This window comes from Evtepia sp. (genome assembly GCF_056797215.1).
In genome coordinates this window covers 1-19,902 of sequence record NZ_JBQILM010000020.1, presented here as the reverse complement: position 1 = coordinate 19,902, position 19,902 = coordinate 1, and the positions used below count along the sequence as shown (strand labels likewise).

At 61.8% G+C, this 19,902-nt stretch carries 18 protein-coding genes and 1 tRNA gene; 7 read left to right on the top strand and 12 right to left on the bottom strand.

Going from position 1 to position 19,902, the window contains the following annotated elements; translation table 11 throughout:
* Window positions 1–30 precede the first annotated feature (30 nt).
* On the bottom strand, window positions 31–666 hold the full coding sequence (gene udk, locus ACTOZL_RS05840; RefSeq protein WP_482477230.1) for a uridine kinase: 636 nt from the start codon (window positions 664–666) through the stop codon (window positions 31–33).
* Window positions 667–707: 41 nt separating this feature from the next.
* The gene (locus tag ACTOZL_RS05835) at window positions 708–2,315 is read right to left on the bottom strand and encodes a peptide chain release factor 3 (RefSeq protein WP_482477229.1); all 1,608 of its coding nucleotides are present in this window, start codon (window positions 2,313–2,315) and stop codon (window positions 708–710) included.
* A 277-nt stretch (window positions 2,316–2,592) separates the two neighbouring features.
* On the opposite strand from ACTOZL_RS05835, the gene ACTOZL_RS05830 reads away from it, so the two are divergent.
* Both ACTOZL_RS05830 and ACTOZL_RS05825 read left to right on the top strand, forming a co-directional pair.
* A tRNA-Arg gene (locus ACTOZL_RS05830) sits at window positions 2,593–2,668 on the top strand.
* A 102-nt stretch (window positions 2,669–2,770) separates the two neighbouring features.
* Window positions 2,771–3,943 carry an iron-containing alcohol dehydrogenase gene (locus ACTOZL_RS05825; protein ID WP_482477228.1) on the top strand — a complete coding sequence of 391 codons (1,173 nt, stop codon included), beginning with the start codon at window positions 2,771–2,773 and terminating at the stop codon, window positions 3,941–3,943.
* Window positions 3,944–4,026: 83 nt separating this feature from the next.
* Here ACTOZL_RS05825 and ACTOZL_RS05820 read toward each other — a convergent pair whose 3' ends face one another.
* The 6 genes from ACTOZL_RS05820 to yfbR all read right to left on the bottom strand — a co-directional run bounded on the left by ACTOZL_RS05820 (window position 4,027) and on the right by yfbR (window position 8,755).
* The gene (locus tag ACTOZL_RS05820) at window positions 4,027–4,494 is read right to left on the bottom strand and encodes a zinc ribbon domain-containing protein (RefSeq protein WP_482477227.1); all 468 of its coding nucleotides are present in this window, start codon (window positions 4,492–4,494) and stop codon (window positions 4,027–4,029) included.
* A gap of 49 nt (window positions 4,495–4,543) precedes the next feature.
* Entirely contained in the window at window positions 4,544–4,957 is a 414-nt protein-coding gene (locus ACTOZL_RS05815; RefSeq protein ID WP_482477226.1) for a hypothetical protein, read from the bottom strand.
* Between the two features lie 100 nt (window positions 4,958–5,057).
* On the bottom strand, window positions 5,058–6,380 hold the full coding sequence (locus ACTOZL_RS05810; protein WP_482477225.1) for a glucose-6-phosphate isomerase: 1,323 nt from the start codon (window positions 6,378–6,380) through the stop codon (window positions 5,058–5,060).
* Between the two features lie 50 nt (window positions 6,381–6,430).
* Window positions 6,431–7,789, bottom strand: a complete 1,359-nt coding sequence (locus tag ACTOZL_RS05805) for a PFL family protein (RefSeq protein WP_482477224.1) — start codon at window positions 7,787–7,789, stop codon at window positions 6,431–6,433.
* Between the two features lie 14 nt (window positions 7,790–7,803).
* A complete protein-coding gene (locus ACTOZL_RS05800) occupies window positions 7,804–8,076 on the bottom strand; it encodes an ACT domain-containing protein (RefSeq protein WP_482477223.1) in 273 nt (90 codons plus the stop codon).
* 55 nt (window positions 8,077–8,131) lie between these two features.
* Complete coding sequence (gene yfbR / locus ACTOZL_RS05795) at window positions 8,132–8,755, bottom strand: 5'-deoxynucleotidase (RefSeq protein WP_482477222.1); 624 nt, start codon at window positions 8,753–8,755, stop codon at window positions 8,132–8,134.
* 294 nt (window positions 8,756–9,049) lie between these two features.
* On the opposite strand from yfbR, the gene mtaB reads away from it, so the two are divergent.
* The 3 genes from mtaB to ACTOZL_RS05780 are packed head-to-tail and all read left to right on the top strand — an operon-like array spanning window position 9,050 to window position 11,686.
* Window positions 9,050–10,357, top strand: coding sequence for a tRNA (N(6)-L-threonylcarbamoyladenosine(37)-C(2))-methylthiotransferase MtaB (gene mtaB, locus ACTOZL_RS05790; protein ID WP_482477221.1), 1,308 nt, complete (start codon window positions 9,050–9,052; stop codon window positions 10,355–10,357).
* The gene (gene thyA / locus ACTOZL_RS05785) at window positions 10,354–11,184 is read left to right on the top strand and encodes a thymidylate synthase (protein WP_482477219.1); all 831 of its coding nucleotides are present in this window, start codon (window positions 10,354–10,356) and stop codon (window positions 11,182–11,184) included. Before mtaB ends, thyA begins: the two co-directional genes overlap by 4 nt.
* 13 nt (window positions 11,185–11,197) lie before the next feature.
* On the top strand, window positions 11,198–11,686 hold the full coding sequence (locus ACTOZL_RS05780) for a dihydrofolate reductase (protein WP_482477218.1): 489 nt from the start codon (window positions 11,198–11,200) through the stop codon (window positions 11,684–11,686).
* A gap of 369 nt (window positions 11,687–12,055) precedes the next feature.
* Here ACTOZL_RS05780 and ACTOZL_RS05775 read toward each other — a convergent pair whose 3' ends face one another.
* Window positions 12,056–12,421 carry a VOC family protein gene (locus ACTOZL_RS05775; RefSeq protein WP_482477216.1) on the bottom strand — a complete coding sequence of 122 codons (366 nt, stop codon included), beginning with the start codon at window positions 12,419–12,421 and terminating at the stop codon, window positions 12,056–12,058.
* 227 nt (window positions 12,422–12,648) lie between these two features.
* Here ACTOZL_RS05775 and ACTOZL_RS05770 point away from each other — a divergent pair, with 227 nt between their 5' ends.
* Together ACTOZL_RS05770 and ACTOZL_RS05765 are read left to right on the top strand one after the other, a co-directional pair.
* Window positions 12,649–14,253, top strand: a complete 1,605-nt coding sequence (locus ACTOZL_RS05770; RefSeq protein WP_482477215.1) for an MBL fold metallo-hydrolase RNA specificity domain-containing protein — start codon at window positions 12,649–12,651, stop codon at window positions 14,251–14,253.
* Window positions 14,254–14,330: 77 nt separating this feature from the next.
* On the top strand, window positions 14,331–16,238 hold the full coding sequence (locus tag ACTOZL_RS05765; protein WP_482477214.1) for a S41 family peptidase: 1,908 nt from the start codon (window positions 14,331–14,333) through the stop codon (window positions 16,236–16,238).
* Window positions 16,239–16,300: 62 nt separating this feature from the next.
* On the opposite strand, the gene ACTOZL_RS05760 is transcribed toward ACTOZL_RS05765, so the two are convergent.
* From ACTOZL_RS05760 to ACTOZL_RS05750, 3 genes are all read right to left on the bottom strand, one after another.
* Entirely contained in the window at window positions 16,301–17,941 is a 1,641-nt protein-coding gene (locus ACTOZL_RS05760; RefSeq protein WP_482477213.1) for a DUF5693 family protein, read from the bottom strand.
* A gap of 9 nt (window positions 17,942–17,950) precedes the next feature.
* Complete coding sequence (gene murJ / locus ACTOZL_RS05755) at window positions 17,951–19,447, bottom strand: murein biosynthesis integral membrane protein MurJ (RefSeq protein WP_482477212.1); 1,497 nt, start codon at window positions 19,445–19,447, stop codon at window positions 17,951–17,953.
* Between the two features lie 140 nt (window positions 19,448–19,587).
* Window positions 19,588–19,902 (bottom strand): hypothetical protein (locus tag ACTOZL_RS05750; RefSeq protein ID WP_482477211.1); only part of this gene is annotated, 315 nt, incomplete at its 5' end.

The window sequence follows — 19,902 nt, the reverse complement described above, 5'->3', positions numbered from 1 at the left end:
TTTCAAGGAAATAAAATATAGGGAAGGGCTTCACTGTTGGGACACAATGTCGCCGTGCTCGATGTGGTAGGCGATGCGCTGGATAATCATCATCAGGGCCACCAGGTTTTCGCCGCCTTCCGGGACAATCACATCAGCGTAGCGCTTGGAGGGCTCTACAAACTGCTCATGCATGGGCTTCACTGTGGTGAGGTATTGCTCCACCACGGAGTCCAGGCTCCGCCCCCGCTGCTTCACGTCCCGGATGATCCGGCGGAGGATGCGCACGTCGGCGTCGGTGTCCACGTAGATTTTGATATCCATCAGGTTGCGCAAGGTCTCGTTTTCAAAGATGAGGATGCCGTCCACCAGGATGACCTTGTTGGGTTGGATCTCTGTGGTTTTGTCCGTGCGGTCGTGGATGGAGTAGTCGTACACTGGGCACTGGATGGGGTCGCCGTCCCGGAGGGTCAACAGGTCCTGGATCATCCGGTCGGTGTCAAAGGCGGCGGGATGGTCGTAGTTCAGGGCCTGCCGTTCCTCTAGGGTGAGGTCATGGTGGGCGGCGTAGTAGCTGTCGTGGGAGAGTACACTGATGTCGTCCCCAAACTGCTCCTTCAGCCGGTTCACCAGGGTGGTTTTGCCGGAGCCGGTGCCCCCGGCAATGCCGATCATCAAAGGTTTCATGCCAAGTCCTCCTTTGGGGTTGAAACTAGGTGGGGAACGCGTCAGTCGCCCTCTGGGCTGTCCTTTTCATTGAACTCGGTGAGCACCAGTTGGGGGTTGTGGTCAGAGACCCACTTGATGGACCAGAAGGAGCCAAACAGCAGCAGGCTGTTGCCCTTGTAGTCCTCCACCAGCTTGGTGTCGTTGCCCAGGACCAGGTCAGTTTCGTGGAACTCCTCCGGCTCCTTGATCCAGCGCAGGTATTCATAGGGGAGGGTTTCCATACGGATTTCCACATTGTACTCATTGCGCAGGCGGTACTGGAACACGTCGAATTGCAGGGTGCCCACCACACCCACGATGACTTCCTCCATGCCGGTGTAGGGGATTTTGAAAATTTGGATGGCCCCCTCTAGGGCGATCTGCTCCGCGCCCTTCAAAAACTGCTTGCGCTTCATGGTGTCCACCGGCCGGACCCGGGCGAAGTGCTCTGGGGCGAAGGTGGGGATGGGGTCGAAGCGGAACTTTTTGCCAGGGGCGCAGAGGGTGTCGCCAATGGAGAAGATACCGGGGTCAAATACCCCCAGGATATCCCCGGCGTAGGCCTCTTCGATGATCTCCCGCTCTGCGGCCATGAGCTGTTGGGGCCGGGAGAGCCGGAGCTTTTTCTTCCCCTGGACGTGGTAGACCTCCTTGTCCGCGTCGAAGCGGCCGGAGCACACCCGCATAAAGGCGATGCGGTCCCGGTGGGCCTTGTTCATGTTGGCCTGGATTTTGAACACGAAGGCGGAGAAGTTGTCGTCCATGGCCTCGATTTCCCCCTCGCTGGAATGGCGGGGGAGGGGCGGGGTGGTCATGCGCAAAAAGTCCTCCAAAAAGGGCTCCACGCCGAAGGTGGTCAGGGCGGAGCCGAAGAACACCGGGGAGAGCTTCCCGTGGCGCACCCGTTCTAAGTCGAAGTCCGCAGCGGCGCCGTCCAGCAGCTCGATTTCCTCCATGAGCTGGTCCCGCTGGGCCTGTCCCAGCATGTCCGCCAGGACAGGGTCGTCCAGGTCGATCTGGGTGCTGGCGGACTTTTTGCCGCTGGCAGTGGCGGAGAAGTGGAGCATCTCCCGGCGGCCCCGATCATAGACCCCCAGAAAGTCCTTGCCGCAGCCCACAGGCCAGTTGACGGGGTAGGTGTCGATGCCCAGTTCCTTTTCGATCTCCTCGCACAGCTCGAAAGGGTCCCGGGCCTCCCGGTCCATCTTGTTGATGAAGGTGAAGATGGGGATGTCCCGCAGGACGCAGACCTTGAAGAGCTTCCGGGTCTGGGCCTCCACGCCCTTGGCGGCGTCAATGACCATAACGGCGGAGTCGGCGGCCATAAGGGTGCGGTAGGTGTCCTCGGAGAAGTCCTGGTGGCCGGGGGTGTCCAGGATGTTGATGCAAAAGCCCTCGTACTGGAACTGGAGCACCGACGAGGTGACGGAGATGCCTCTCTGCTTTTCGATCTCCATCCAGTCGGACACGGCGGCGCGGGCATTTTTCTTCCCCTTGACCTGCCCCGCCTGGGCGATGGCCCCGCCATAGAGCAGGAATTTTTCTGTCAGGGTGGTCTTACCGGCGTCGGGGTGGGAGATGATGGCAAAGGTGCGACGCCGCTTGATTTCAGCTTCGTACTTGGGCAAAGGATACGCCTCCTCGGTTTTTTGGAAAATATAAGATAACTTTATTATTTTACCACGCCAGGGCCATCCCTGCAAGGAATTTTCCGGAAGAGAAAACGCCGGTAACGGGGATTTTCCAACATAGTTTGAAAAGCTGCCATGCCTAAGAGGGAAGGTATGGCAGCGCATGGTGAAAAATGAAAAGAAATTTGAAAAACCGCAAAAAATGACTTTACAATTTTTGCTGGTACTGCTATAATGTCATAGTCCGCCACAGACGGCGGCACCAACGCGGTACGCGCCAGTAGCGTAATGGATAGCGCATCAGATTCCGGTTCTGAGGGTTGGGGGTTCGAGTCCCTTCTGGCGTGCCAAGGAAAGGCCCCCGGAAAGTGTAAAACTTTCCGGGGGCCTCTTGTATAAACCAAGCGCTGGCTCTAGCCGGCTTGTTTCACCAAAGAAAGGGGCAGTTTACCATGGGTTTTTCCTTCCAGGTTCCCACCAACTTCGTCTTCGGCCAGGGGGCCGTACAGAAGCTGCACAAGCAGCGCTTACCGGGCAAAAAGGCCCTCATTGTGATTTCCAGCGGCAAGTCCACCCGGGCCAACGGCTATCTGGACACCGTCCAGGACCAGCTGGGCAAGGCCGGGGTGGAGTATGCAGTGTTTGACGGCATCTCCGCCAACCCTGTCATTGACAACGTCACCGCCGGAGCCTCCTGCGCCCGGGAGAACGGCTGCGATTTCGTCATCGGCCTGGGGGGCGGCAGCAGCATTGACGCGGCCAAGGCCATCGCCATGGTGGCCCCCAACGACGGCAACTACTGGGATTACGTCTACGGCGGCACCGGTGGCGGACAGAAGCTGAAAAATAAGCCTCTGCCCATTGTGGCCATCCCCACCACCGCCGGCACCGGTACGGAGTTGGACGCCTGGACCATCATCACCAACGAGGCCACCAACGAGAAGATGAGCGGCGGCAACCGGAACACCTTCCCTGTCCTGGCCATTGTGGACCCGGAGCTGATGCTCTCCGTGCCCCCCAAGTTCACTGCCTTCCAGGGCTTCGACGCTCTGTTCCACTCCGTGGAATCCTATGTGAACAAGAAGGAGAACCTCATGGGGGACACCTTCGCCCTGCGGGCCATCCAGGCTGTGGGTCGGAACCTGGCGGCGGCCTGCGCTGACGGGAAAGATATCCACGCCCGGGAGGAAGTGGCCTTTGGCAGCAGCTTGTCCGGCCTGGTGATGAGTGTGGACAACCTGTGCTCGGAGCACGCCATGGAGCACCCCCTGTCCGCCTACCACCCGGAGGTACCCCACGGGGCAGGCCTCATCATGATCAGCCGTGCCTATTTCACCCATCTGATCCAGAACTGCCCGGAGCTCCATACCCGCTTTGTGGACATGGCCAAGGCCATGGGCCGGGAGGGAGCCAAGGAGCCTATGGACTTCATTGCCGCCCTGGTGGAGCTTCAGGAGAAGTGCGGCGTGGCGGAGCTGAAGATGTCCGACTATGGCATCCAGCCGGAGGAGTTCCCCACCTTTGCCGCCAACGCCCGGAGCACCATGGGCATCCTCTTTGGCCTGGACCGCATCCAGCTCACCGACGAGGACATGGTGAAGATTTACGCCGATTCCTACCGTTAAACACAAGAATAAACAAGAAACAGGAGCGCTTCCGCAAGGGAAGCGCTCCTGTTTTCATGTAATTATGTAGGGAAGTCTGTGGCTTACTCCGCCGCGTTCTCCCCCACCTTGGTGCCGCAGGCAATGCAGAAGAGGTCTGTGTCCTCCACGGTCTCGCCGCAGCTGGGGCAGACGTTGGCCAATGCCGGGGCAGCCACCTGGGTGCCGCAATAGGCGCAGAACTTAGCGCCGTCCCGCAGCTCCGCGCCGCAGTTGGTGCATACCGGGGGGGCGCTGGTGAAGTCCTGACGGTAGGCGTCGATGGTGGTTTTGGCGTCAGCAATGACCTCCCGGGCAGCCTGGATGGAGGAGTAGAGGGCCATGATCTCGTCGTCATAGGTCTCCCCGGCGTCCAGCTTGTCCAGGGTCAGCTCGCCCAGGTTCAGGATGAACTCCGTGATCTTCCGCTCCTCGTTGTTGATCTTGATGTGCAGCTTGCCGCTTTCGATGGCGCTGTTGACCTTGCTCCCAGCGGAAGCGGCCAGATTGTTGAGTTTTTCCTGCAATGCCATGACTGGTTCCTCCTTAACGTTGTGGTATCCTTTGGGCCCTTGGATGGGCTTAGAAATAGGATTTCATAGCCTCGGTGGCCAGGGCCACGTCGGCGCTGATGGTGACGGTGAACTTCACGCCGTTCTGCTCAGAGAAGCGGTCCAGCCAAGCCAGGAATTCCTCCACCTCGGGGGAATCGGGCTCGGAGGGAATGATTTTGCACAGGCTGTCGATAAAGACATGGGTGAGATCGTAGTTGGAGGCGTACATCCCGCTGATGAAGCCCTTGAAGAATGTAAAGTTGTCGGCGGCGAAGTCGCTGGACTCCACCAGACGAACGGTATTTTTGACATCAAAGACCAGCTTCTTGCCGATCTCCACGCAAACGACGCTGCCGCTCTCGTTGTCTGCGGCATAGTTGATCATCTCAATGATCTGCTTGGTCTTGCCGGTGCCCTTGGCACCCATGATGACTCGAACCATAGTAATCACTCCTTAGTTAATGACAGAAAATGTCTGGTAGGTCTATGTTATCATCCTGCCGGGGAAATTGCAATGGGATGGATAGAATTTCACGAAAAATTCACAGGGAACCCTGCTGCGAGGGGGCCAACTGCCCCTCATAGCCGGGTTTACCCAGCAGAGCGAACATATTTTTCTTATAGGCCTCCACGCCCGGCTGGTTGAAGGGGTTCAGCCCCAGCAGGTAGCCGGACAGGCCACAGGCGTACTCGAAAAAGTACAGCATTTGCCCCACCCAGTAGGCAGAGCGCTCCTGCACCGTCAGCAGCAGGTTGGGGACGCCCCCGGCCACATGGGCCAGGACGGTGCCCCGACGGGCCTGTTCGTTGACATAACGCAGGTCCTTCCCCCGGAGGAATTCCAGTTGGGGGTCCTCCTTGGGGTCCAGGGGGCAGGAGGCGGCGGGGATGGCGAAGCGGACCACCGTTTCAAAGATGTCCCGCTCCCCCTCTTGGATGTACTGGCCCAGGGAGTGCAGGTCTGTGGTGAACTCCACGCTGGCAGGGAAGAGCCCTTGGCCCTCCTTGCCCTCGCTCTCCCCAAAGAGCTGCTTCCACCACTCTCCAAAGCAGCGAAACGCGGGCTCATAGCAGGCCAGCAGCTCGATGGTCTTGCCTCCCTCATAGAGGGCGTTTCGGGCGGCGGCATACTGCCAGGCGGGGTTGTCCTGGCCGGGGGTGCGCAGGCGGACCATGGCGTCGGCGGCGCCATTGAGCAGCTCCTCCGGGTCCAGCTTGGCGGCGGCCAAGGGCAGCAGCCCCGCGGCGGTGAGCACCGAATACCGCCCCCCAATGGAGGGGGGGATGGAGAAGGTGGCATAGCCCTCCTGGTTCGCCAAGGCCCGGAGGGCCCCCTCGTGGCGGTCGGTGATGGCAAAGATACGGTCCCTGGCCCCTGCCCGTCCATACTTTTTCTCCAAAAGCTGACGGAAGAGGAGGAAGGCCACAGAGGGCTCCAGGGTGGTGCCGGACTTGGAGATCACCAGTACGGAGAAATGCCGGCTCTCCACGTATTCCAACAGCTCCGACAGGGCGTCGGAGGAGAGGGTGTTGCCGGTGAAGAAGATTTGGGGCCGGTCCTGGCACAGCAGGTTGTAGTTGGGGGAGGTGAGCAGCTCCAACACCGCCCGGGCCCCTAGGTAGGAGCCGCCGATGCCGATGACCACCAGGACCTGGGACTGTTCCCGGATGATCCGGGCGGTTTGGACCAGGCGTTCCAGCTCCTTGCGGTCATAGGTCTCTGGGAAGCGGACCCAGCCGGTGAAGCTGCCCCCCAGGCCCTGGCCGGTTTCCAGGAGGCTGCGGGCATTGGTGAGTCCTTCCAGCCGGGAGGAAAGCCAGTTTTCCGGCAGGAAGGGCAGGGCGTGGGTGACATCAAATTCCATAGGGCTTACCTCCTTTGGGCACTGTATGCGGTGGGGCCGTGGAGTATACGTTAATTTTTCAAGCTCTGCATGGGGGCGGGGATGCGGCCGCTGCGCTGGATGAAGGCGGCGCTGGATTCCGGATGTACCGGCATCACCGGGGCGGAGCCCAGCAGGCCGCCGAATTCTACGATGTCCCCCACCTTCTTCCCTGGGGCGGGGATGAGGCGCACGGCGGTGGTCTTGCTGTTGACCATGCCGATGGCCGCTTCGTCGGCGATGATGGCGGAGAGGGTCTCGGCGCTGGTGTCCCCTGGGACGGCGATCATGTCCAGCCCCACGGAGCATACGCAGGTCATGGCTTCCAGCTTGTCCAGTTGGAGGACCCCCGCCTGGGCGGCGGCGATCATGCCCTCGTCCTCACTGACGGGGATGAACGCCCCAGAGAGGCCGCCCACGTGGTTGGAGGCCATCACGCCGCCCTTTTTCACCGCGTCGTTGAGCAAAGCCAGGGCGGCGGTGGTGCCGTGGGTGCCGCAGACTTCCAGGCCCATCTCCTCCAAAATCCGGGCCACGCTGTCTCCCACCGCCGGGGTGGGGGCCAGGGACAGGTCCACGATGCCGAAGGGGACCCCCAGCCGGGCGGAGGCCTCCCGGGCCACCAGCTGGCCCATGCGGGTGATGCGGAAAGCGGTCTTTTTGATGGTTTCCGCCACCACGTCGAAGGGCTCCCCCTTCACCTGTTGGAGAGCGTGGTGGACCACGCCAGGGCCGGAGATGCCCACGTTGACGACGCATTCCGGCTCACCGGGGCCCAGGAATGCCCCGGCCATGAAGGGGTTGTCCTCCACGGCGTTGGCGAACACCACCAGCTTGGCGCAGCCAAAGCCCCCGGAGGCGGCGGTGAGGGCGGCGGTTTCCTTAATGACCCGGCCCATCTGGGCCACGGCGTCCATGTTGATGCCGGCCTTGGTGGAGCCCACGTTGACGCTGGCGCACACCAGGTCCGTTTCCGCCAGGGCCTGGGGGATGGAGGCAATGAGCTTCCGGTCCGCCTCGGTGAAGCCCTTTTGTACCAGGGCGGAGAAGCCGCCGATGAAGTCAATGCCCACGGTTTTGGCGGCCCGGTCCAGGGCGGCGGCGAAGGGGACGTAGTCGGTGCAGTCGCTGGCGGCGGCCACCAGGGAGATGGGGGTCACGGACACCCGCTTGTTGACGATGGGGATGCCGAACTCCTTTTCAATCTCCATGCCGGTGGACACAAGGCGCTCTGCCCGGCGGCAGATTTTGTCATAAATGCGCTGCCCGGCCACCTTGGCGTCGGGGTGGGCGCAGTCCAGCAGGGAGACACCCATGGTGATGGTGCGGATGTCCAGATGCTGGCGGTCAAACATGTTGATGGTTTGTAGGATCTCTGCGGAATTGAGCATGGCACAGACCCTCCTTAAATGCGGTGCATGGCTTCAAAGGTGTCCTCCCGCTGGGCGTGGATGGACAGCCCCAGGTCTTTCCCCAGGTTGGACATGATATCGGCCAGCTCCCCGAAGGGGACGGCGCACTGCCCGGCATCCACCAGCATGACCATGGTGAAGAAGTCCGGGGGAAGGATGGTCTGGGTGATGTCCAGGACGTTGACGTTGTGCTGGGCCAGGGCTTGGGTGACGGAGGCGATGATGCCTACCCGGTCCTTGCCGGCCACGGTGATAACTGCGCGCATAGTTGATGATACCTCGCTTTAATTTTTTAGGGGTTCTATAAAAGGGTGCTTAGGGTCAGCTGTTTTGGTAAATGGAAAGCTGTTGGTCAGGGGCGTTGGCCTCCTCTTCCAACTCGTCCAGCGTCAGCTGGAAGGCGGGGAGAAACTGCTCCATGAAGTAGTCCAGCTCCGGCAGGCGCAGGGCTTCCAGGGCCTGCAAGGTCTGCCGGGCGGCGGACTGGAACTCCCGGTTCCCGGCTTTTAGCTCTTCCAGGCATTTCAGATAGGCGGAGAGCTTGTCCGCCCCTTTCACCAGGGCCAACACCTGGGGGTCCGTCTCCCACAAGATGGGGTCGAAGGACGGGCGCAGGGAGGGGGGGAGCATGGCGGAGAGCCGGTCTGCCGCGCTCTGCTCCACAGCCTTGTAGGCGTCCCGGATGGCGCTGTTGGCGTATTTCACGGGGGTGGGCAGGTCGCCGGTGAAGATTTCCGGGGCGTCGTGGTACAGCGCCGCCACCGCCACCTGGCCGGGGTCCACGCTGCCGCCAAAGCGGTCCCGGCGGATCACCGCCAGGGCGTGGGCCAGAACCGCCACAGTGTGGGAGTGTTCCTGGATGTTTTCCTGGACGGTGTTGCGCATGAGCCCCCAGCGGTTGATGTAGCGCATCCGGGAGAGGTAGGCGAAGAAAGGATAGGACATAGCGGCTCCCTTTTATGATGAGTTAGAATGGCGTTGTTTCCTGAGTATGAGACCTCATTATAACAAAATAGGGGGGGCTTTTCAAGGGCCCTGGAAGAGTGGTGGGGATGTTTGACGAAATTTTGAAAATATCATTGCTTTTCCCGGCTGGTGCCAGTATAATTACTACTTATAATTGTAATGCCGGTACGGCAGAAACGATGAAAAAAGCCGGCCACAGGTCCCACCTTAGGTGCTGGGCCCCTGTGGCCGGCTTTTCCTGGCAAGAGACAAGCCCCAAGACAGGAGAACACCATGCGATTTGCTTTCTACACCCTTGGCTGCAAGGTGAATCAATATGAGACCCAGGCCATGGAGGAATTGCTGCTCACCCGGGGGCACACCCGGGTGGGCTTCCAGGAGGCTGCGGACGCCTACATCATCAATAGCTGCACCGTCACGGCGGTGAGCGATAAGAAATCCCGCCAGGCGGTACGCCAGGCCAGGAAGCGCGCCCCAGAGGCCATCGTGGCCCTGTGCGGCTGCTTCTCCCAGGTATCCCCCCAGCAGGCTCAGGCCCTGCCGGTGGACCTCATCGGCGGCAGTGGGGACCGGCTGGGCTTCCTGCAGGCCTTAGAGGAAGTGGTGGAGCAGCGGGAACAGCAGAAACGCCTGGACGACGCTCTGCACCGCCGCCACTTTGAAGCCCTCCCCGCCGGAGGGCTAGAGGGGCGTACCCGGGCCATGCTCAAGGTGGAGGACGGCTGCACCAATTTTTGTACCTATTGTATCATCCCCTACGCCAGGGGCCCGGTGCGCTCCCTGCCCCTGGAACAGGCCCAGGCGGAGGCGAAACGGCTGGCGGCGGCGGGGTACCGGGAGATCGTCCTCACCGGCATTGAGCTCTCCTCCTACGGCCGGGACCTCCCGGGGCGGCCGGGGACCGTGGAGCTCATTGAGGCGGTGTGCCAGGCGGCCCCAGGCCTGCGGGTGCGCCTGGGCTCTTTGGAGCCCAGGACGGTGACCGAGGACTTCTGTGTCCGCCTGGCGGCCCTGCCGGGGCTGTGCCCCCACTTCCACCTCTCCCTGCAAAGCGGCTGTGACGAGACCTTGCGGCGGATGGGGCGGCGCTACGATACAGCCCGGTATCTTCAATCCGTGGCCCTGCTGCGGCGGTATTTTCCCAAACCGGGGATTACCACGGACCTGATTGTGGGCTTCCCCGGGGAGACAGAGGCGGAGTTTGCCCAGACCTTGTCCTTCCTCCGCCGCTGTGCCTTTTCCCAACTGCACATCTTCCCCTATTCCCGGCGGCAGGGCACCCCGGCGGCGGGTCTGCCTGGCCAGGTCCCGGAGGAGGAAAAGAAGCGGTGGGCCCAGCAGGCGGCGGCAGTGGCGGAAGCGCTGCGGAAAGACTGGTTGGACAGCTGGTTGGGCGAGACGATCCCTGTCCTCTTTGAGGAGGAGAAGGGGGGCCTTTGGCGGGGGCATACCCCCCAGTATATGGCAGTGCAGGTGGAAGCACGGGGGCAAGACCTCCACAATCAGATCAGGGCGGTGCGCCTCACCGCTTTGGGTGAGGACAGGGTCCTGGGGACCCTGGATGGAAAGGAAGGATTATGAGCAGAGCAGACCAGCTTTTTATTGAAAACTGCAAGGAGATTTTGGCCCACGGGGTCTGGGACACAGACCAGCCTGTCCGCCCCCGCTGGGACGACGGCAGCCCCGCCCACACGGTGAAGCGCTTCGGCATCGTCAACCGCTACGACCTGCGGGAGGAGTTCCCCATTCAGACCATCCGGCGGATGTACCTGAAAAGCGCGGTGGATGAGCTGTTGTGGATTTGGCAGAAGAAGTCCAACAATGTCCGCGACCTGAACAGCAACATCTGGGATGCCTGGGCAGATGAGAGCGGTTCCATTGGCAAGGCCTACGGCTACCAGTTGGGGGTGAAGCACCGCTACCCTGAGGGGGAGATGGACCAGGTGGACCGGGTGCTCTACGACTTGAAGCACAACCCCGCCTCCCGGCGCATCCTCACCAGCCTGTACAACCACCACGATTTGTGTGAGATGGCCCTGTACCCCTGTGCCTGGTCTATGACCTTCAACGTCAGTGGCAGGACCCTCAACGCGGTGCTGAACCAGCGCTCCCAAGACATGCTCACCGCCAACGGCTGGAACGTGATGCAGTACGCGGTGCTGCTCCACATGCTGGCCCAGGTGTCGGGGCTGGAAGCGGGGGAGCTGATCCACGTGATTGCCGATGCCCATATCTACGACCGCCATGTCCCCATTGTGGAGGAGATCATTGCCCGGAAGCCCTTCCCGGCCCCCAAGCTGTGGCTGGACCCGGCGGTGACAGGGTTTTATGAATTTACCACGGACAGCCTCCGCCTAGAGGGTTACCAGTGCCACCCTCTGGACGAGAAAATTCCCGTGGCAGTGTGAGGAGGGGATACAGATGAATGTTATTGTAGCGGTAGACGAACACTGGGCCATCGGGAAGGACGGGGACCAGCTTTGCTATATCCCGGCGGACTTGAAGCGCTTCCAGGCCCTTACCACCGGCCACGCGGTGCTCCTAGGCCGCAAGACCCTGGCCACCTTCCCCGGCGGCAGGCCCCTGAAAAACCGCCGGAACCTGATCCTCTCCCATCAGGCGGGCTTGCAGATTCCGGGGGCGGAGGTGTTCTCCGACCTGGAAACCGCCCTGGCCGCCGCCCCGGCGGATAGCTTTGTCATCGGTGGGGAGAGCGTCTACCGCCAAGCCCTGCCCCACTGCCGCCGGGCTTATGTGACGAAGCTGCAAAAGAGCTTCCCGGCGGACCGCCATTTCCCCAATCTGGACGCGGACCCTGCCTGGCGGCTGGTGGAAGAGGAGGGGCCCTTCCAGCATGAGGATTTGCGCTTCACCTATGCTACCTATGAGCGGGTGGACGGGGAACGATAGATAACAGAAAAAACCGTCCCCATAATGATGAATGGGGACGGTTTTTCAAAGGCCTTAACCAATCTTGACAAAAATCGACACTGTGGTACAATGAGAATGCCAAGCCTGTAAGGGTGAGGCAACGGGGTGCTGCCAAAAGGTTGCGGTGCGGTTACATCCTCCGGGAGGAGGTGAGGCCATGCGTATTACATTGCACGTCGGACCATATACGGTTACGATCGTTGTCAAGAAGCGCGGAAACCGCCACCCTGCCCGGTGACGGTTTCCAAAATAAACCGTTAACCTAGGGCCGTGCCGTGACCGGCAGTACCCTCTTATAGTTCTTATTATACCGCCCCCTGCACATTTGTCAAGCGGGGGGCGCGTTTTTTATACCTGCTTGGGCAAAATCTCCAGGATATGCCCATCCGGGTCCCGGATGAAATAGATGCCGGAGGACAGCTCGTCGAAGATAAGGCCTTGCGCCTTGTGCTGGGCTTTTAGGCTGTCGAAGTCGTCGGCCACCAAGGCCACGTGGGGGGTGTCGTCCCCTAAGCGGAAGGGCTCGGTGCGGCCCACCTCCTGGCATAACTCCAACTGGAAGTCCGTCACACCGTCCCCCAGAAAGACCAGCTCCCAGCTGCGGTCGGGCATGGACAGCTCCCGCTGGGGGGTGAGGCCCAGGGCTTCCCGGTAAAAGCGCAGGCTGCGGGGCAGGTCCAGGACGTGGACGCAGACGTGTTTCAATGTGGTCATGGGTGAAAACCTCCTGTTACTTGGTGCCATATCAACAATATGGGAGGATTATAGCATATTCCACTAGGGAGAAAAAGGGCGCGGGCCATGAATTTTTGCAAAAAGACTAGGCAAACGGCAGAAAATGGGGTATGATACTGATATTGTAGCTTAAAAAACCAAGGGCCTGGCCCAGAGGCCGGAGCAATACAGCAAACAGGCAAACTAGAAAAGGAGGGGGTCACACAATGAAATTGACCTTTTTCGGCGCGGCGAAAGCTGTCACCGGCAGTTGCCACTGCGTGGAAGTAAACGGGAAGAAGATCCTCATCGACTGCGGCTTGCAGCAGGGGCGGGACGAGCAGGACAACAGCGTCCTGGACTTCGCCCCCAACTACATTGACTACGTGGTGGTCACCCACGCCCACATCGACCACTCCGGCCGGATTCCCCTGCTCATCAAGCAGGGCTTCCAGGGGCAGATTTTCACCACCCGCCTCACCGGGCAGCTCATGTCCATCATGCTCCGGGACTCCGCCCACATCCAGGAGATGGAGGCCCAGTGGAAGAACCAGAAGGGCAAGCGAGCCGGACGGGAGCCGGTGGAACCCCTGTACACCGTGGCCGACGCCGAGCAGGTGGACGAGCACCTGTTCACCGTGGAGTACGGCCAGATGGTGGAGCTCTTTGAGGGGGTGAAGCTCCGCTTCATCGACGCCGGCCACCTGCTGGGTTCTGCCAGCGTGGAGATGTGGTTGAAGGAGGGGGACGTGGAGAAGAAAATCCTCTTCTCCGGGGACCTGGGCAACATCAACCAGCCGGTGATCCGGGACCCCTCCTATATCCGGGGGGCGGACTACGTGGTGATGGAGAGCACCTATGGCGACCGCAACCACGAGCCTGTGGCCTCCTACACGGCGGAGCTGGCCAAGATCATCGACGATACCTTTGCCAAGGGGGGCAATGTTATCATCCCCGCCTTTGCCGTGGGTCGGACCCAGGAGCTGCTGTACTTCATGCGGGAGATGAAGCGGGACGGCATGGTACACAGCAACCCCGACTTCACCGTGGTGGTAGACTCCCCCCTGGCCAACGAGGCCACTAAGATATTCTCCGGGGACCTGCGGGGCTACCTGGACGAGGAGGCCATTGAGGTGATCCAGGGGGGCGAGCGGCTCTTTACCTTCCCCGGCCTGATGATGACGGAGAGCAGCGAGGAATCCAAGCTGCTGAATATGGACAAGGCCTCCAAGGTGATTATCTCCGCGTCCGGCATGTGCGACGCGGGGCGTATCCGCCACCACCTGAAGCACAACCTGTGGCGGGAGGAATGTGCCATTGTGTTTGTGGGCTACCAGGGGGAGGGCACCCTGGGCCGCCACCTTCTCAACGGCGCCGACCAGGTGCGGCTGTTCGGGGAGGACATCAAGGTCAATGCCACCATCCATAATTTCAAGGGCCTGTCCTCCCATGCCGACCGGGACCATCTCCTCAAGTGGATCGAAGCGGTGGACGAGCCCGCCCCCCAGCAGATTTTCGTGGTCCACGGTGACCCCCAGGTGACAGAGATCTTTGCCAACAGCCTCCGGGAGCGGGGGATGCCTGCCCACGCGCCCCTGTACGAAGAGGTGTTCGACCTGGCTGCCAACAAGATGCTGGCCGCCGGTGTGGAACTGGAGCCCAAGAAGGTCAGCTACGAGTCTGTAGGCCATGTGTCTGTGGCCTATCACGAGCTGGAAGTGGCGGCGATGGACCTGATGGCCATCATCCGCGCCAGCAAGGGTGGGGCCAACAAGGACCTGAAGAAGATGACCGCCCAGATTCGCGCCATGGCCGAGAAGTGGCAATCGTAAAAACGGAACCATCACAGGACAGGCGCGGGGACAGGTCGTGTCCCCGCGCCCCTTTGGGAAGGAGAAGGAGGGGTACCATGAGACGTTTTCTATCCCGGGCTCTGGCGCTGATCTTGTGCCTGAGCCTGTGCCTGGCCCCGGCAGTCCAGGCGCTGACAGCGGACCAGCTCAAGGAGCTCTTGCAGGAGCACTATTTGAATGACATCCCCCAGGCCGCCCTGGATGCCCAGACGGTGGAGGAGGTCATTGAGGCACTAAACGATCCCTACACCGTGTACATGGACGCAGAGGAATACCAGGCCATGCTGGACAGCATGTCAGACCAGCAGGTGGTGGGCATCGGCATCTCCGCCACCGCCACAGAGGAGGGGCTCCTCATCATGGGGACCTATGACGGCTCTCCTGCCCAAAAGGCGGGTCTGGTGGCCGGGGACCTCATCCTACAGGTGGCGGGCCACAACACCGCCGGGGAGACAGCGGCGACCATCACCGCCTGGCTCCAGGGGGAGGAGGGCAGCAAGGTGGATATCCTGGTCCGCCACGCCGACGGACGGGAGCGGTCTTATACCATCTCCCGGGCCCCGGTGAAGATACCCGCCACGGTGACGGAGAAGCTGGAAGATAGCTCCACCGGTTACATCAACTGCACCACCTTCGGCAGCGAGACCTTGGGCCATTTCACCGAGGGCACCCAGGCCTATGACGACGTGAATTTGTGGATTGTGGACCTGCGCCAAAACGGCGGTGGGGATGTCTACGCCGTCACCCAAACCCTGGGCACCTTCCTGGGGGAGGGGACCATGTTCTATCTCCGGGACGGAGAGGGGAAGTATTACTACTACGCGTCCAGCCAGGAGAGCACCACCATCTATCCCGCCATCGTCCTCACCAGCCCTATGACCGCCTCCGCGGCGGAGATATTCGCCTTGGCGGTGAAGGACCAGGCCGGTGGGCTGGTGATCGGGGCCCACACCTTTGGCAAGGGCGTGGCCCAGCTGATTCTCAGCGAGGCTCAGTTGCCAGAGACCTTTGACCAGGGGGACGCCCTAAAACTTACCGCCTATCAGTACTACGGCTCCGAGGGCAACACCGCCCAGAACATCGGCGTTGTCCCTGACCTGCTGGTGGCGGCAGAGGATGCCGATGAGATTGCCCAGCTCTTTTCCTCTCAGTCCCCCGCCGGGGACACCAACGGCTGGCTGCGGCTGCACCTGGGGGGCTGGCGCTGGTATGTGGAGATCGCCAAGGCCATGACGGCGGACAACGCCCCCTACTTTGCGGAACTGCTCTCCGCCCTGCCCCCCAGCGCGGAGCTATACCTGGGCAATGGGGCAGACTGGACCCGGACCACCGCCGCCCAGGTGGCGGCCAACACCGGCGTGGCAGGCTACGCCCCCCGGGTGTTCACCGACGTGGCGGGGCGGGACTGTGAGCGGGCGGCCAACACCCTGCACACCTATGCCATGCTCAACGGCTACGCCGACGGCAGCTTCCGCCCCGACGGCACCATCACCCGGGCGGAGTTCTGCGCCCTGCTGTGCCAGGCCATGGGCCTGCGCCTGCCTGCCCAGGCATACCACTTCACCGATGTGGCGGAGGATGCCTGGTATAACGTCTACATCCAGGGTGCTGTGGGGGCAGGCTATATGAACGGCGTGGGAGAGGGCCGCTTTGACCCCCAAGGGCTGGTGACCCATGAGCAGATGATTACAGTGCTGGGCCGTATGAGCGCAGAGCTGAACATGACCCTGCGCAGCGCGTCCCAGGCAGTCCCCGCCCAGACTGGCGTGCCGGGGGAATATAGCAGTTGGTCCCAGCCCTGGGCGTGGCTGCTGGCCAAGAGCCAGAAGAACGTATTCGGCAGGCCCCTGAATTTGCTCTACAATGACTTGGAATACATCGCCCCCCAGGCCCCCTCCACCAGAGGGGAGACCGCCCAGGTGCTATATAACATCTACTATGCAGTGTCGGTGATCAATTACTAAATTACGAAATAAGACGACAAAACCACCGGGACGGCCAAAGGGCTGTCCCGGTGGTTTTATGGTTATGATTTGGTAGACATGGGGGGGCGCAGCAGCAGGGAAGCAATCCCCAACACCACCAGCCCCAGTACTGCCCCGATCCCCGCGCTGAGGAGGGTACGGATAAGGGAGAGATGGACGGGGGTGAAGATGTGGCAGAAGGTGTTCACCACCGATACGGAGCCCACCGCCGCCAACACCCCCAGGGGCAGTTCCAGCACCGCCATACGCCGTCTGGCTGCCAGCAAGAACAGGGCCAGCACCGGGAAAGCCATGAGCATTTCCTTGGTGCGGGGGCGGACGTAAAGGGTCTGCTCCAACCAGGTTCGGACAGCCAGTTCTAAGCGGCTCACCGGGAGGGGGCTGTCCCCAGAGCGCAGCACCAGCAGGAACAGGGCTGCCGCCACGCACAGAACCACCACCGCCACCAGCAGCGGCGAGGGCCTTTGCCGTTCCTCCTTGGGGCGGCGGCGAAGGGCCAGGAACAACAGCACCGCCGTGACGGCCAGGGGGAGCAGCTGTGCCAGCTTTACCCCTGTAAACACCTGGAATTCCAACAGATAGGCCCGGGTGGACAATAGGGCCCCAATGGTCAGCCCTCCCGCCAGGCTGATGGCCAGCAGCAGGCCCAGCAGGGCCAGATAGCCCAGGGGGAGGGGGAGGGCTTGCAGCCGTTTCCCCCGTCCGGCACATAGGGCGGCAAAGAGCAGTCCTGTGAAGCAGGGGGCCAGCACCGCTGTCCCAAAGGAGAGCAAGGTCTGCAACAGCGCCGGACGGAGGAATGCCCCGCCCACCGCAACCAGAAGGCCCAAGAGGAGAAGCGCGTTTTTCCCCCAGCCAGGGAGGGGCAGGACCAGCCCCAGGAACAGTACCGCCAGGGCCGCCGGGAGCAGCGCCGCCCCAGCCAACAGCAGGGGGGAGCGCTGGGGGGCGTCCATAGAGGAGAAGGTCTCCCCCAGGGTCAGCCCCCGGCGTTCCAGCCGTGTCCCCAGGCCGTCCAATAAGTCCTGGTATGCCGCCGGGTCTGTGACCATCCCGCCGCCCTCGTGTTCCAGAGGGGTGAGGATGATGAGACGCATGGAGCGGTCTGTGACAGCCCGGAAGAGGATGTTTTCATTTTCCGAGGGGGCGTCGCCGGTTTTTTCATAGTGGTAGCTGTAGGCGTCGTAGAGATAGAGGGCCTTGACCATGGGCCCCGCCCAGCTCTCTGGGTCAAAGGCCGGGTCTGTGACCACCCCAGTGCGGTTGTAGTTCTCCACCAGGACCAGGGGAACCGTGCTGTCCCCCTGGGGCAGGCCGGGGGCCTCATATCCCTTTGTCCCCCGCAGGGGAGGCGTGGGGAGGAGGAAGGCGTCCCCAGGCTGGGCGGTCTCCCCAGCCCGGGCAACGGCCATGCCATAGGCTTGGGCTAAGCCGGTGGGGGCTTCTGTACCGTCGGGGAAGATCAGGTAGTGGACCCCGGCCTGGGATAAATCAGACAACCAATCCTCCACGCTTCGCCCATCTGCCGCAGACAGGAACCCCACGTCCAGAATGCTTATGGCACAGGCCACTTGGTTGGATTGCTGCTCTGCCTGGACCCGTCCAAAGAGCAGGACCAGGGAGCAGACAAGCCCCACAAGGGCCATAATACATAAGAGGGGATTTCGTTTCAGTGTTTCCATGGGCACCTCCTAAGAGCGGGAGAAGGAGGCCAGGCAAGCCCGGCCCATCAGCAGCAAGTAGACCCCCAGGGTCGCACAGCCCAGGGCACCGCACTTCACCACCAGCATCAGCTTCCCGTCCGCCGCCCCCAGCAAGGCGTTGGAGGCCACGGCAAGCCCCAGGTAGAGGAGGACGGACAGGACCGCCCCCGCCAGCAGCCGCAGGGGGTGGAGGACGCCCCGAACCTTGCCCCGGAGGAACAGCAGCAACAGCACCACCCCGCCCAGGGTGAGCATCAGGGACGTGGCCACCGCCAGGGCCCCCGGTGTGGGGCACAGGGACATCAGCAGGAGATTCAAGAGGAAGTTGCCCCCCAGAACCCCCAGGTTGACGAAGAGGGGGGCGCGGGTGTCGTGCATGGCGTAATAGGCCTTGGCCAGCAGGTCCAGCAGGGCGAAGCCCACCATGCCCAGGGCGTAGCGGGCAAAGACCATGCCGGTGAGGGCGGTGGAGTCCGTAGTAAAACTCCCCCCCTCAAACAGCACCCGGATGATGGGGATGCCGAACACGGAGAACACCGCGCTCAGGGGCAGCAGCAGCAGGATGGTCCCCTCCACCACTTCCCCCACATAGGCCCGGTATGCCCCGTCCTCCATGGTGGCGTGGCGCTCACTCCACTTGGGGAACATCACCGCGCCGATGCTGTAAATCAGGGTGGTGATCACAGGGGTGAAGAGCTTGTCCGCATAGTAAAAGGCGGAGGTGACCCCCTCCCCCAGGGGGGCGGCCATGTTGGTGTCCAGCAGGTAGCAGAAGAGGAAGACCGCCGTGGTAAAGGCTGTGACCACAGCGGTGCGCAGGTACAGGGGCAGGTAGTCCGCTTTCAGGTCCAGGCGGAAGTGGAAGCGGTAGCGCTCCCGCACCAGGTAGGGCAGGGTCATGGCCAGTTGCAGCACCCAGGCCGCGCTGCTCACCACCGCGAAAGCGGCCACGGACATCTGGGCCCCCACAAAGAGCAAAAGGCCGCACAGGGCCACGTTGTAGAGCAGGCTCAGGCTCCCTTGGAGGGAGTAGTGCCCCATGGCCTGGAACAGGGCCATCAACAGGTAAGTGACCACAATCAGGGGCAGGGTGAGGGCCATTACCGTGACATACCAGCGGAAGGAGTGCCCGGAATGCCCGGTGGCCTGTCCCAGCAGTCCGGTGGCCCCCAAAAACAGGACCACTGCCGTGACGGCCAGGCTCACCAGAAGGGTCACGGAGAGGAGATTGTCCGCGGTGCGAAAGGCCAGGGCCCGGTCCTTGGACAGTTTTTGGGCAAAAATAGGCACTGCCGCGAGACACAGGGCGTAGGCGGCAGTTGTGAACAAATAGATCGTGGAATTGTTGGCGGCGGTAAACAGGTCCACCTCGGCGGTGGTCCCGAAGGCACGGGCTTGCAGGATGTCCCGCACCATCCCCAGGCCCTTGGCCACCAGCGTGAGGAGTGCCACCCAGGAGATGGCACGCAGGGCGGATTTTTTCATAGGTATGCCTCTTTGGTCGAACGCATCGGACAAAAACTCATGAATTTGGATATTATATTGTATCATGAAAGCCAGGTCGATTCAAGTATAAATTGGGCCGCCCTCCGGCGGGGCCGGAGGGCGGCATGGAAAAACACGGCTCAAAAGTAGGCCCGCAAGGCGGCGGCTGAGGGCTCCGGGAGCTGTAGGGTCAGGCGCAGGCCGTTCAGTTCCAGGGTGGTATAGGGGATATCCTGGTAGACCGTAAAGACACACAGTGCCTCCATTTGCCGCTCCTCCGGCCGCTGGCCCAGCTTGAGGGTCTCTGTCTGGGTGTAGGTGATGGTCCCCAGGGGGACCGCCCCGTGGGGGAGGCTGGACATCGCCCAGTCGTCTGTCTCCACGGCGTCGTTCAGAATGCGGGAAAATGCGTCCAGTTCCGCCGGGTCATCCAGGACCTGGGTTACCTCGGAGGA

Bases quoted from the DNA above. Each gene is read 5' to 3' on its own strand.
- udk (WP_482477230.1), bottom strand. From the start codon at position 666: ATGAAACCTTTGATGATCGGCATTGCCGGGGGCACCGGCTCCGGCAAA.
- ACTOZL_RS05825 (WP_482477228.1), top strand. From the start codon at position 2,771: ATGGGTTTTTCCTTCCAGGTTCCCACCAACTTCGTCTTCGGCCAGGGG.
- ACTOZL_RS05820 (WP_482477227.1), bottom strand. From the start codon at position 4,494: ATGGCATTGCAGGAAAAACTCAACAATCTGGCCGCTTCCGCTGGGAGC.
- ACTOZL_RS05815 (WP_482477226.1), bottom strand. From the start codon at position 4,957: ATGGTTCGAGTCATCATGGGTGCCAAGGGCACCGGCAAGACCAAGCAG.
- ACTOZL_RS05810 (WP_482477225.1), bottom strand. From the start codon at position 6,380: ATGGAATTTGATGTCACCCACGCCCTGCCCTTCCTGCCGGAAAACTGG.
- ACTOZL_RS05805 (WP_482477224.1), bottom strand. From the start codon at position 7,789: ATGCTCAATTCCGCAGAGATCCTACAAACCATCAACATGTTTGACCGC.
- ACTOZL_RS05800 (WP_482477223.1), bottom strand. From the start codon at position 8,076: ATGCGCGCAGTTATCACCGTGGCCGGCAAGGACCGGGTAGGCATCATC.
- yfbR (WP_482477222.1), bottom strand. From the start codon at position 8,755: ATGTCCTATCCTTTCTTCGCCTACCTCTCCCGGATGCGCTACATCAAC.
- mtaB (WP_482477221.1), top strand. From the start codon at position 9,050: ATGCGATTTGCTTTCTACACCCTTGGCTGCAAGGTGAATCAATATGAG.
- thyA (WP_482477219.1), top strand. From the start codon at position 10,354: ATGAGCAGAGCAGACCAGCTTTTTATTGAAAACTGCAAGGAGATTTTG.
- ACTOZL_RS05780 (WP_482477218.1), top strand. From the start codon at position 11,198: ATGAATGTTATTGTAGCGGTAGACGAACACTGGGCCATCGGGAAGGAC.
- ACTOZL_RS05775 (WP_482477216.1), bottom strand. From the start codon at position 12,421: ATGACCACATTGAAACACGTCTGCGTCCACGTCCTGGACCTGCCCCGC.
- ACTOZL_RS05770 (WP_482477215.1), top strand. From the start codon at position 12,649: ATGAAATTGACCTTTTTCGGCGCGGCGAAAGCTGTCACCGGCAGTTGC.
- ACTOZL_RS05765 (WP_482477214.1), top strand. From the start codon at position 14,331: ATGAGACGTTTTCTATCCCGGGCTCTGGCGCTGATCTTGTGCCTGAGC.
- ACTOZL_RS05760 (WP_482477213.1), bottom strand. From the start codon at position 17,941: ATGGAAACACTGAAACGAAATCCCCTCTTATGTATTATGGCCCTTGTG.
- murJ (WP_482477212.1), bottom strand. From the start codon at position 19,447: ATGAAAAAATCCGCCCTGCGTGCCATCTCCTGGGTGGCACTCCTCACG.